Source organism: Amycolatopsis sp. H20-H5 (assembly GCF_035828755.1).
GTDB lineage: Bacteria > Actinomycetota > Actinomycetes > Mycobacteriales > Pseudonocardiaceae > Amycolatopsis.
Genome location: NZ_JAYMZS010000191.1, coordinates 1 through 11,582, shown reverse-complemented (window position 1 = coordinate 11,582; position 11,582 = coordinate 1). Strand labels below are relative to the sequence as shown.

Genomic DNA, 11,582 nt, shown 5'->3' with positions numbered 1-11,582 from the left:
CCAGGTCCAGGCCGCCCACCAGGCTCACGAAACAAGCACCGCGCCGTCGGATGCCACGTCGGAAAGACCACCAAAACCGACACCAAGGTCACCGCCGCAACGACCCAAACAGGTTAAACAACAAGCTCAGGCAATGCCCCTGAAGGCCACCATCACGGCGTTAGACGCGGTGATGGTGGCCTTCAGGCAATTCGATGTCCCGGGCGCGGACGCTCAGTCGGTCCAGGCGAAGACGGGGTCGCCGGGCTTGACCTCGGCACCGGTGGCGAGGCCGGTGAGCGCCTCGGCCTTGGCGTCGAGCGCCACGACCGGCACGATCGCCGAGTACCCGGCGGCGGCGACGGCCTCGGGGTCCCAGCCGACCACTGGCTGACCGGCGCGGACCGCCTCGCCCTTGACCACGTGCAGGGTGAAGCCCTCGCCCTTCTGCTTCACGGTGTCGATGCCCAGGTGGACCAGCACCGCGCGGCCGTCCTCGCCCGCGACGACGAACGCGTGCGGATGCAGGGTGACCACCGTGCCGTCGATCGGCGCGACCGCGTCCTGACGCCCGCCCGCGGGCTGCACGGCCACGCCGGGGCCGACCATCGCCTGCGCGAAGACCGGGTCCGGGACCTCGCTCATGGCGACCGTCCGCCCGGCGACCGGGCTGAGGATCTCCAGGCTCACAACAGGTCCTCGATGTCGGAGGCGATGGTGTCGGCCTCGGGACCGACGATGACCTGGACCACCCCGCCCATCTTCACCACGCCCATCGCCCCGGCCTTCTTGAGCGCGGGCTCGTCGACGACGCCGCCGTCCTTGAGCTCGCACCGCAGCCGGGTGATGCAGCCTTCGATCTCGATGATGTTGTCCGCGCCGCCGAGCGCCGCGAGGATCTTTTCCGGCCTGTCATCAGCCATCGAGTTCTCCTTGATCCTTGTCGGTTTCCCACCTGAGGGAACCACGTCTACTACGCCGTTTGTCGGCATGCACCCCACCTCTGGCCACGAAAACATAACGGTGGTTGACACCTGCTCGTGCGGCGGAGCATCCTGCCCCATCAGACATTGGTCTAGACCGGAACGTACCAATCTTCCGGACCAGATGCGAGCACGGGTACCCACTCGAGACCGGAAAGGACGGTGACATCCGATGAGCGCCACCGCGCCCGTTCCCCCGTCCGACCAGGTCATCAACGGGCCCACGCCCAAGCACGCCCAGCTGCGTGAGATCCTGCGGCGCACCGTCGAACGCGAGCTGCCGCCGGGCTCGCCCATCCCGTCCGAACGCGAGCTGGCCCAGCACTACCACGTCTCCCGGCTCACCGTGCGCTCCGCGATCGGCAAGCTGGTCGAAGAGGGCCTGCTCGCCAGGGTCCGCGGCAAGGGCACGTTCACCGCGACGCGGCGGATGGAGCTGCAGCTCTACCTGATGTCGTTCACCGAGGACATGCGCCGCCGCGGGCTGACGCCGACCACCGAGGTGGTGCGGACGGCCAGCGAGGTCCCGCCCGCCCCCTCGGCGGGCGCGCTCGGTCTCGCCGCGGGCGTGCCCGCGCACCGGCTGGTCCGGCTCCGCCGCGCCGACGGCGTGCCGTTCGCGGTCGAGCGCGGCTGGTACCACGCCGCCCGGACCCCTGGCCTGCTCGACCTCGACCTCACCCAATCCCTCTACTCCCAGCTGTCCGACGTCTACGGGGTCCGCCCCGACCAGGCGTGGCAGACGGTCTGGGCCGAATCGGCGGACAGAGAGACGGCGCGCCTGCTCGGCATGCGCACCGGCAGTCCGCTCCTGGTCTTCCGCCGGGTCTCCAGCGCCAACGGAGAACCCGTCGAAGACATGACTTCCTGGTACCGGGGCGATCACTACCAGGTCACCATGCAGCTAGATCGGAATTCCCCGGATTTCGGTCACCACCCTCACCATGGAGGTACCCGATGAGCGCCACCACCGCGGAAGGGGCGAAGAGCAAGGGCATCGGCCTGGCCGGGCTCCAGCGCTTCGGCCGCAGCTTGATGCTCCCCATCGCCGTTTTGCCCGCCGCGGGCCTGTTGAACCGGCTCGGTCAGGAAGACGTCTTCGGCCCGAAGGGGCTCGGCTGGGACAAGGTCGCGGCTGTGGTCGGCGGGGCGGGCGGTGGCCTGTTCAACTGGCTCCCGCTGCTGTTCGCCGTCGGCATCGCGGTCGGTTTCGCCCGTAAGGGCGACGGTTCGACCGCCGTGGCAGCGGTGGTCGGCTGGGTCGTGCTCAACAACGTCATCCAGGCCCTCGCCCCGATCAGCAGCCAGGACGGCTACAAGCCGGGCTGGGACCTCCAGCCGGTCCACTGGCCCTACAGCGTCCTTACCGGGGTCATCACCGGTATCGTCGCGGCGCTGCTGTGGCAGCGCTACCACCGCATCAAGCTCCCCGCGTGGCTCGCGTTCTTCGGCGGCCGCCGGTTCGTGCCGATCATCACCGCCCTGGTGATGATCGTGATCGGCGTCGTGCTCGGCCTGCTGTTCAAGTACGTCGACGCCGGGATCCACAACATCGGTGAAGCGGTCACGGGCTCCCCGGTCGTCGGTGGCGGCATCTACGGCGTGCTGAACCGCCTGCTGATCCCCGTCGGCCTGCACCAGCTGCTGAATGTGCCGGTGTGGTTCGTGTTCGGCGGCGGCGACCTGACCAACTTCTTCAACCACGTCCAGGGTTCCGGCACGTTCATGACCGGGTTCTTCCCGATCTTCATGTTCGCCCTGCCCGCCGCCGCGCTGGCGATCTGGCAGACCGCGAAGCCGAGCCAGAAGAAGCTGGTCGGCGGTGTGATGATCGCCGCCGCGCTGACGTCGTTCATCACCGGCGTCACCGAGCCGATCGAGTTCGCGTTCATGTTCGTCGCCTGGCCGTTGTACGTGTTCCACGCGATCATGACGGGCCTCTCGCTCGCACTGGTCAACGCGCTCGGCATCCACCTCGGGTTCTCCTTCTCCGGTGGCGCGATCGACTTCGCGCTCAACTCGAGCCTGGACACCGCGCACAAGGCGTGGCTGCTGATCCCGATCGGCCTCGTCTTCGGCCTGATCTACTACGTCGTGTTCCGCTTCGTCATCACCAAGTGGAACCTGAAGACGCCGGGCCGCGAGGACGACTCGCTCGAGGCCGACCTCGAGCGGACCGCCGCGAAGTAACATCGCGGTACTCAAAGACGAAAGGGAAGAACATGCCGGAGAAACGTGTCACCGTGGCGAGCAAGGTGGGCCTGCACGCCAGGCCGGCCGCGCTGGTCGCCAAGGCGGCCGCGGCGCAGCCCGTCGCGGTGAGCATCGCCAAGGCGGGCGGCGACCCGGTGGCCGCCCGCAGTGTGCTGAACCTGATGACCCTGGCCGCCGGATACGGCGACGAGGTAGTCATCAGCGCCGAGGGTGAAGGCGCGGAGGCCGCTGTCACAGCGGTCGCCGAGCTGGTCGCGACCGACCTGGACGCCGCGCACTAAAGATCGCGCCAGTGCGGGGCGAAAGAGGTCCGGAAGGGGCCCTTCGGGACGAATCCGTCCCGAAGGGCCCCTTCGTCACGTCCGCGGGCGGGCTTCGTAGGCTGGCGGACATGGAGAGCGTGCGCTTGATCGGGCAGTGGCCGGTGGACAACGCCGCGACGGCGGTGGTGAACGCCGCGGGCGCGGTGCTGGCTTCGCACGGCGACACCGCCCGGCCGTTCCGGCTCGCGTCGGTGAGCAAGCCGCTGACCGCCTACACCGCGCTGATCGCGATCGAGGAGGGCGTCGTCGAGCTCGACACCCCGGCCGGGCCCGAGGGTTCGACGATCCGGCACCTGCTCGCGCACACCTCCGGGCTGGCCTTCGACGAGCACAAGGCGATGTCCGCCCCCGGCAAGCGGCGGCTCTATTCCAACGCCGGGTTCGAGCAGCTCGCCGAGGCGCTCACCGAGCACTCCGGCATCCCGTTCGCCGACTACCAGGCCGAGGCGCTGTTCGGCCCGCTCGGCATGACGGGCTCCGCGCTGACGGGCTCCCCCGCGTCCGGCGCGGTGTCCACAGTGGACGACCTGGCGGCCTTCGCCGCCGAGCTGCAGGCGCCGAAGCTCATCGCGGAGCAGACCCTGCGCGAGGCGACGGCCGTGGTGTTCCCCGGCGTCAGCGGGGTGCTGCCCGGTTTCGGCTACCAGAAGGAGAACGACTGGGGCCTCGGGTTCGAGATCCGCGACCACAAGAGTCCACATTGGACCGGCGCGGAGAGCTCACCGCGGACCTTCGGCCACTTCGGGCAGTCCGGCACGTTCCTGTGGGTCGACCCCGAGGCAGGCGCGGCCTGCGTCACGCTGACCGACCGGGACTTCGGCCCATGGGCGGCCGAAGCCTGGCCGCCCTACACCGACGCCGTGCTCGCCGAGTTGCGTTGAAGCCGCTCCGTCCGCTCGCCGCACTGGCCGTACTCCTGCTGGCCGCGTGCAGCGCGCCCGCGACCCCGTCGTCGTCCAGCGCGTCTCCGGCCGCCGCCACCCCGCCCGCGCTGGGCACGAACGGCGCGGCGGTGCCCGCGCTGAAGTGGGCCCCCTGCCACGGAACGTTCCAGTGCGCGAGCGCCCAGGTGCCGCTGAGCTACCGGGAACCGACCGGCCCGGCCATCTCGCTGGCAGTGATCAAGCTCCCGGCGAGCGATCCCGGCAGGCGGCTCGGTTCGCTGTTCTTCAACTTCGGCGGCCCCGGCACTGACGGCGTGAGCGAGCTGATCCGGTTCGGCGCCCGGTACCCGGACGAGCTGCGGGCGCGGTTCGACCTGGTGAGCTTCGACCCGCGCGGGATCGGCGGCAGCGCCCCGATCAGCTGCCCCGGCGCGGACAAGGTCCCGGCCGGTGGTTCCCCGCTGCGCCCCGAGCAGCACGACGCCTTCTACGCCGCGAGCGCCGCGCCGGGCAAGGCCTGCGCGGCCGGTTCCGGCGACCTGCTGAACCACTTGTCCACCGCCAACGTCGCGCGGGACATGGACCTGCTGCGCCAAGGCGTCGGCGATCAGAGCCTCAACTTCTACGGCTACTCCTACGGCACCTACCTCGGCGGCACCTACGCGAACCTCTTTCCGGACAAGACCCGCGCGCTCACCCTCGACGGCACGCTCGACCTCGTCGCGAACGCCACCGGGAAGCCGGGCCAGGAGCACGCCCCGGTCGACGTCCGCGCCGACGTCGCCGGCTCCCAGCAGCAGGAGCTCGACAAGTTCTTCGACGAATGCGCCGCGGCCGGGCCGAAATGCGCCTTCTCCGCGGGCGACCCACGGCAGAAGTTCGCCGACATCTACGCGAAACTGAGCCAGGGCCCGGTCGGCGGCACCACCCTCGCCTCCCTGCTCAAGACGATCGACAGCGCCGAGTACCAGTCCGGCCGCTGGAAACGCCTGGCCGAGACGCTCAACGCGCTCGCGGGCCCGGCCGAAGGCGCTGCCCCGGCCGCGGTGCTGGACCCGTACCTGCCGACGCACTCCCCCGGCTTCCTGGCCGTGCAGTGCTCGGACAGCGACAACCCGAAAACCCCGGCGGAGTACGACGAGCTCGCCAAGACCGAACGCGTCCGGCAGCCGTATTTCGGGCTGGGCGCGGTGTTCGCGATGGCCCAGTGCGTCGGCTGGCCCGGACACGACGAGGACCGCTACCGCGGCCCCTGGAACCGGCCGCGCGCGAACCCGGTGCTGGTGCTGAACAACCGATACGACCCGGCGACGCCGCTGCACAACGCCCAAGCCACCGCGGGCGAACCAGGCGACGGCCACGTCCTGGTCGTCGACGGTTTCGGGCACACCTCGCTGAACGTCCACAGCGCGTGCGCCTCGGCAGCCGTCGCCGACTACTTCACGACGTTGAAGACCCCGGCGGACGGCGCGACCTGCGCGCCGGACACCGTTCCGTTCCCGTGATGGCCGCCGAGCGACTCGTTGGGTCTCTCCGCCCGATCTGACCCGTGGCGGATGTCGATCAGATCCGACCCAGGTCGGCGCCTACCAGCTGACGTTCGATTCGCTTGTCGTCGCACTCCTCAGCCGAGGCGAACAACTGCGCCGAACTGGCGGTCGCCCCCCACCGGTGTGGCCGTGCGTGACACCAAGGCCCGGCAGGCGGGCGGCTTCGAGGTGGCCGCCGCGCGACAGCTATTCCATGACACGCAAAGGTTTTCCGGCCTGGTAGGCGGCGATGTTCTCGACGGCGTCGCCGTAGAAGATCTCGTAGACCTCCCGCGTCACGAACCCGATGTGCGGGGTGAGGACGACGTTGTCCAGTGTGCGCACCGGATGGTCGGCTGGCAGCGGTTCGGTGGCGAAGACGTCAAGCGCCGCACAGGCGATCGCCTTGCGCCGCACCACATCCAGTAGCGCGTCCTCGTCGACGATCGGGCCGCGCGAGGTGTTGACGAGGATGGCGTCAGGCTTCATCAGCGCGAGTTCGGCGGCGCCGATCAGGCCACGGGTGCGGCCGCTGAGCACGAGGTGGATCGACAGCACGTCCGAGCGGGCGAACAACTCCTCCTTCGAGACCGCCTCGACGCCGTGCTCGGTGGCCTTCTCGGCGGTGAGGTTCTGACTCCACGCGATCGTCTTCATACCGAACGCCTGGCCGATCTTCGCCGCACTCGACCCGAGGCGCCCGAGACCGACCAGGCCGAGCGTCTTGCCGTGCAGCATCGTCCCGACGCCGACCTGCCAGCCACCCGTCCGAACGGAGTCGAATTCGGCGGGCAGACTACGCGCGGCGGCGAGGATCAGCGCCCAGGTGTGCTCCGCGGTGGGCTGGCCGAGATACCCTGTCCCGCACACGACGACCCCATTGCGGTTCGCCGCCGCGACGTCGATCGCGGCGTTGCGCGGGCCGGTGCTGACCAACAGCTTCAGCTCGGGAAGCCGGTCGAGCACCGCCGAGGGGAAACGCGTGCGCTCCCGCATCGCGACGAGTACGTCGAAACCGCCGAGGCGTTCGACGAGTTCGTCGGCGTCGGCGAACGCCTCGGTGAACACCTCGATCTCGGCGTTCAGGGAGGCCCAGTCGCCGTAGGTGAGGGCGACGCTCTGGTAGTCGTCGAGGATCGCGATCTTCATGGGGCCAGGGTAGGTCAGTGCACCAGGTGGTGCTCCGAAGTATCGGTGGCGGGCCGGCGAGATCCACTAGTTTCCGGGGGTTCCCGGCTTGCTCGAGTAAGGCGGACTGGCGAGGTCGCAGTAGGGATAGACCTCCGTGCGGGCGTCGGCCGCGACGGCAGGTACCGGCACAGAGGGCGTGAGCCAAGTCTCCCGTTCACCTTGGTCGCACGATTGCCCTGCCGGAAGCGTCCACTCTCCCCCGAGGTCCCTGCCCTGTTCGTCACGAAAGATGATCAACCCTCCAGGACTGTCGAGGGAGCCTCCGACGATCTTCCCCCCGGCGTCACGAAACACCGTCGCGGTCCTCCTGCTACCGAGCGAACGGCAACTCGGCGAAGTCTCCTTGTAGTGAATATCAACGTTGAACGGCGTCTTCGGATTGAACCGCAACACCCGCAGGTACGCGCCCGTCGTCGGCTCGTAGTCCTGCCCCAGTGCGGGGCGCGAGACCCAGGTGGTTGTCCCCATCTCGACCTCGAACGACGCTATTTCCGTGCTACGGGTCATCAAGGTCGACAGACCGACACCGGTGCGCTGCCCAGGAAGAATGACGGGGATCTCCACCAACCGACGATCAACGCTACCCTCGGTGGGCGGCAGCAGGTTGTGTTCGGCATCGAACGTCCTGAACGTAACGCGAGTCCGGTAAGCCACGCTCGTGCTGGAGTTCTCGACGATGGCCCCAAGACTGACCGAATGATCTTCCGCGCCGGTGAAGCCCTGCTCGATGACACGGACACCACCACCGCCCGGCGCGGCCGACGAAGAAACCGCGCCTCCGGCGACCGACGCCGGGATGTCACAGCGATGGGGCGTACTGGTCCACGGCAGGCGACCCCCGGCGAGAACGACAGTGACCGCGCCCAGCGCCACCACCACCCCGAGCATCAGAAATGGTCGAACCTTGCTCATGTGAAGAATCTGACCTTCAGTTCACGGATCTTCACCAGCTGATCCTCGATCAACGCGGTAACTGCCTGTTCAGTCTGGGCGACGAACTGCAGTTCACCTAACGACCTCGCCGTGCCGAAGCGTGATCGGGCGCACTCTTGAACATGTTCAAACGACGGTCTACGGTCGACTTGAACACGTTCAAAAGATCGTTCACCTGGAGGAACCGATGGAACCCGTGGTTATCGCCTACGCCTTGTACCTGCTGATCAGCATCCCGCTCACGGTGGTGGTGGCCCGCACCCTGAGCAAGCACGGCCGAACCTTCCTCACCGAGGTCTTCTCGGACAGTCCCGGGCTCGCCAACTCGGTCAACCAGCTGCTGGTCGTCGGCTTCTACCTGATCAGCCTCGGCTTCGTGACGCTGTTCCTGACCAGCAGCGGCACTGTGCTCGACGCGCGCGACGTGTTCGAGCTGCTGTCGGTGAAGGTGGGCATCGTCGCGCTGGTGCTCGGCGTCATGCACCTGGCGAACGTGCTGGTCTTCAACGGGATCCGCCGTCGCCACCTGCCCGCCGCGACCGCCATGATTCCGGCGAACCGGCCGCAGGAGCCGATGCTCGGTGGCTACCCCGCGCCGGTCCCGCCGCGCTGAGCGCGGACCGGATACGGTGCACCGCGTGGCGAAGAGTGAAGAGACCAGGTCGCTGATCGTGGCGACCGCGATGCGGCTGTTCAGCGAGAAGGGCTACGACCGCACCACGATGCGGGCGATCGCGGGTGAGGCCGGGGTCTCGGTGGGGAACGCGTACTACTACTTCTCCGCCAAGGAGCAGTTGATCCAGGGGTTCTACGACGAACTGTCCCACCAGCACCTGACGGCCTCGCGCCAAGCGCTCGAAGGGGAGCCGGACTTCGGGACCCGGCTCAAGACCGTCCTGCTCACCTGGCTCGACGTGGCTAGGCCGTATCACCGCTTCGGCACGCAGTTCTTCGTCAACGCCGCCGACCCGGAGTCCCCGCTGAGCCCGTTCAGCGTGGACTCCACGGCGGCCCGCGAGGCCTCGATCGGGCTGATGCGCGAGGTCATCGAGAGCTCCGACGTCAAACTCGACCAGGAGCTGCGCGAAGAGCTCCCCGGACTGTTATGGCTCTACCAGATGGGGATCGTGCTGTTCTGGGTCCACGACCGGTCCCCCCACACGAAACGCACCCGCATGCTGGTCGAACGCAGTGTCCCGCTGATCGCCAGGCTGGTCGGGCTCTCCCGGCTGCGAGTGCTGCGGCCCGTCAGCCGGGAGATCACCTCGCTGATCCGAGACCTCGCCAAGCAGGACTAGCCTGTCCGGCGGATCCTGCGACTGGTTCGGGCAGGGGCCGCTGTGCCACGGCACCGTCACAGTCACCGTCACCGCGGTGAGACGCTCGATAACCAGTGGAACGGCACCGCTGTGAACCATTATCGTGCTGCCGAACCAAGTCGTCCAGGCAAGGACGTGCCGTTGTACACCTTGTGAGACCTCCCGAGCGCTGTTTGTCGCGCGTCGCGCCAATGCGCCGCGCTTCTTTTTGCTGCGGACTTCTCACTGAAACGGTGTATTTCCATGCTCGAAAACTGGGTAGTCGTGCCCACCTGCCTGCCGCTCGTTCGCCGCCGTTGCCACGCGTGCGCGTCCGAGCGCTTCCGGGCAAGCGGTAAATTTCGCGTCAACGCCAACCACAAGCTCATCGACGCTTGGCTCCTCGCGCTCTGTACCGCGTGCGGGGAAACCGCGAAGCTCACGGTCCTGGAGCGGGTGCCTGTGCGCTCCATACGACCTGACCTGCTGGACCGGCTGCATGACAACGACCCTGGCCTGGCGGCTGAGCTGCTCCAGGATCCGTTGGTGCGGCGCCGTAACCGCATCGCCCTCGACTGGGACAACGCCTGGCGCCTCGACACCGACGGATCGGATCACCTTGACCGTGAGGTGATCGACGTCTCGGTCCGCTTCGCGGCGCGAATCCCTGTCCGGCCGGTGCGACTGATCGCCGAAGGTTGCGACCTTTCACGAGCCGAGGTCGAAAGACTTATCACCGAAGGGAAACTCGTCTCGGCAATCCGGCTGAGCGGCAAGCTCTCCGGCGACTTCACCTTCACGCTCAAGCGCTGAGCCGTCCTCCCCGGCCTAGGGTCGGTCCGGCACGATAAGCCGGACGGGTCCTCGGTCCGGGGTGGGTCGTGTGCGGTGTTGCGGATGGGTCTTCGCTCCGGATCCAGCCACCCAGGCGGGAGCCATTCGATGATTCCGTTACGCAACCGCATATCCCACCCACCATGGTGGAGCAGGTGGTGATGTCTCTCGCAGGCAAGCCCGAGATTGACGATGTCCGTCGGGCCTCCGACACCGCCGGGGTTGCTCCAGTGCACGAGGTGGTGTGGCGTTGCCCATTTCGGGCCTCGCGAACACCCCGGACCCGTGCATCCGCGATCCCGGATGATCAACGCCCGGCGCTGCGCCGGAGTCGCCGTCCGCACCGCCCGACCCAGGTCGAGGACCTCACTGGCACCGTTCAGTACCGCCGGTACGGCTTTCGCGTCGCAGCACATCCGCCGCACCTGACTCACACTCAACGCACCATAACCATCCAACATGACTATGCCCGCGCGGCGTTCCAACTCTTCCAGCCCGATCGTCACCGTCACCACCGCCCGTTCACCAGCCTTCACCGGCAGGTCAGGGGAGCGTCCGGCGAGGTCGAAGATCGCCGCCAACGCATCACCCTGGCGCTGCGCCGCCGTCCGCGGATCCGGATTACCGAACACATCAACCGGGTCAGGCTTCGCCAACGGAATCAGCATGTCCTCGGCGAAATGCCCGGCCTCAGGATCAAACTCACCCGAGTACTTCATCCGACCATCCCGCGTGAACGAGTACCGGAACTCCCGGTTCGGACGGGACAGGTCCCGCTCACGATCCTCCGGCTTCTTGTCCAGCACATCCCAGTACCCCAACACCCGCCGACCGACCTTCCGGACGGTGGCGGGGATCGCCTGCTGCGACAACTCGACCAGGGTGGCCTCGTGCGCCGCGACCTCCTCCACCGACACCGAATCCGGAGCCTGCGACAGGACGTGTTCGATCTCGTGGGCGTGTTCCCGGTTGATCTCCCCCGACTCCAACGCCTTCCGCATCAACGGAAGCACCGCAGAAGCCTGAGCAACACGAGCGGACGCTTCCCTCTTCGACACCCGCAACGACAACGCCAACATCGTCGCCGTATCACGAAAACCCTTCTCCACAGACAAACCACGCCTGTCGATATCGCCGACGAGATCCAGCATCCGCGCATACACACGACCCAAATCCCGTTCGACAGCAAGAAGCCCAGCAGTCAGCTCCCCATCGGAAAGCTGCCACACCGGCACCACCTCATCGACACTCACACCCTCACTCTACCCGAACATTTGTTCGATTCACCACCCATTCAGGTACGACTGGCCAACTTTTTCCGGCAACGTCAGAAACCATTATGCTGCAACGAAAATTTACAAAATGCGACCGGAGCTCGCCAGTCAACAGCTTTCCCGGAGTCTGCGCCGTCCGG

Annotated in this window: 12 protein-coding genes and 1 pseudogene; 8 read left to right on the top strand and 5 right to left on the bottom strand. The window is 67.6% G+C overall.

Annotated features, from left to right (window positions below; all coding sequences use genetic code 11):
* Positions 1 to 213: 213 nt before the first annotated feature.
* Positions 214 to 669 carry a PTS sugar transporter subunit IIA gene (locus QMK34_RS45305; protein ID WP_326421070.1) on the bottom strand — a complete coding sequence of 152 codons (456 nt, stop codon included), beginning with the start codon at positions 667 to 669 and terminating at the stop codon, positions 214 to 216.
* Positions 666 to 902 (bottom strand): PTS glucose/sucrose transporter subunit IIB, encoded by a 237-nt coding sequence (locus QMK34_RS45300; RefSeq protein WP_326421068.1) that lies wholly within the window; start codon positions 900 to 902, stop codon positions 666 to 668. Before QMK34_RS45300 ends, QMK34_RS45305 begins: the two co-directional genes overlap by 4 nt.
* A 232-nt stretch (positions 903 to 1,134) precedes the next feature.
* Between QMK34_RS45300 and QMK34_RS45295 the strand changes: the two genes are divergently transcribed.
* The 5 genes from QMK34_RS45295 to QMK34_RS45275 all read left to right on the top strand — a co-directional run bounded on the left by QMK34_RS45295 (position 1,135) and on the right by QMK34_RS45275 (position 5,888).
* Entirely contained in the window at positions 1,135 to 1,923 is a 789-nt protein-coding gene (locus QMK34_RS45295; protein WP_326421067.1) for a GntR family transcriptional regulator, read from the top strand.
* Positions 1,920 to 3,152 carry a PTS transporter subunit EIIC gene (locus QMK34_RS45290; RefSeq protein WP_326421066.1) on the top strand — a complete coding sequence of 411 codons (1,233 nt, stop codon included), beginning with the start codon at positions 1,920 to 1,922 and terminating at the stop codon, positions 3,150 to 3,152. Before QMK34_RS45295 ends, QMK34_RS45290 begins: the two co-directional genes overlap by 4 nt.
* A gap of 32 nt (positions 3,153 to 3,184) precedes the next feature.
* A complete protein-coding gene (locus QMK34_RS45285) occupies positions 3,185 to 3,457 on the top strand; it encodes an HPr family phosphocarrier protein (RefSeq protein WP_326421064.1) in 273 nt (90 codons plus the stop codon).
* 110 nt (positions 3,458 to 3,567) lie between these two features.
* Positions 3,568 to 4,380 carry a serine hydrolase domain-containing protein gene (locus QMK34_RS45280; RefSeq protein WP_326421063.1) on the top strand — a complete coding sequence of 271 codons (813 nt, stop codon included), beginning with the start codon at positions 3,568 to 3,570 and terminating at the stop codon, positions 4,378 to 4,380.
* Complete coding sequence (locus QMK34_RS45275) at positions 4,377 to 5,888, top strand: alpha/beta hydrolase (RefSeq protein ID WP_326421062.1); 1,512 nt, start codon at positions 4,377 to 4,379, stop codon at positions 5,886 to 5,888. The genes QMK34_RS45280 and QMK34_RS45275 overlap by 4 nt, the downstream gene beginning before the upstream one ends.
* 231 nt (positions 5,889 to 6,119) lie before the next feature.
* Here QMK34_RS45275 and QMK34_RS45270 read toward each other — a convergent pair whose 3' ends face one another.
* Positions 6,120 to 7,061 carry a D-2-hydroxyacid dehydrogenase family protein gene (locus QMK34_RS45270; RefSeq protein WP_326421061.1) on the bottom strand — a complete coding sequence of 314 codons (942 nt, stop codon included), beginning with the start codon at positions 7,059 to 7,061 and terminating at the stop codon, positions 6,120 to 6,122.
* 66 nt (positions 7,062 to 7,127) lie between these two features.
* On the bottom strand, positions 7,128 to 8,015 hold the full coding sequence (locus tag QMK34_RS45265) for a hypothetical protein (RefSeq protein WP_326421060.1): 888 nt from the start codon (positions 8,013 to 8,015) through the stop codon (positions 7,128 to 7,130).
* Positions 8,016 to 8,223: 208 nt separating this feature from the next.
* Between QMK34_RS45265 and QMK34_RS45260 the strand changes: the two genes are divergently transcribed.
* The 3 genes from QMK34_RS45260 to QMK34_RS45250 all read left to right on the top strand — a co-directional run bounded on the left by QMK34_RS45260 (position 8,224) and on the right by QMK34_RS45250 (position 10,147).
* Positions 8,224 to 8,649 carry a hypothetical protein gene (locus QMK34_RS45260; RefSeq protein WP_326421059.1) on the top strand — a complete coding sequence of 142 codons (426 nt, stop codon included), beginning with the start codon at positions 8,224 to 8,226 and terminating at the stop codon, positions 8,647 to 8,649.
* A gap of 25 nt (positions 8,650 to 8,674) precedes the next feature.
* Entirely contained in the window at positions 8,675 to 9,334 is a 660-nt protein-coding gene (locus QMK34_RS45255) for a TetR/AcrR family transcriptional regulator (RefSeq protein ID WP_326421057.1), read from the top strand.
* Positions 9,335 to 9,598: 264 nt separating this feature from the next.
* On the top strand, positions 9,599 to 10,147 hold the full coding sequence (locus QMK34_RS45250; protein ID WP_326421055.1) for a DUF1062 domain-containing protein: 549 nt from the start codon (positions 9,599 to 9,601) through the stop codon (positions 10,145 to 10,147).
* 377 nt (positions 10,148 to 10,524) lie between these two features.
* Here the strand turns inward: QMK34_RS45250 and QMK34_RS45245 are convergent.
* Positions 10,525 to 11,319, bottom strand: a pseudogene (locus tag QMK34_RS45245) (DUF222 domain-containing protein); the annotation flags it as partial.
* Between the last annotated feature and the right edge of the window lie 263 nt (positions 11,320 to 11,582).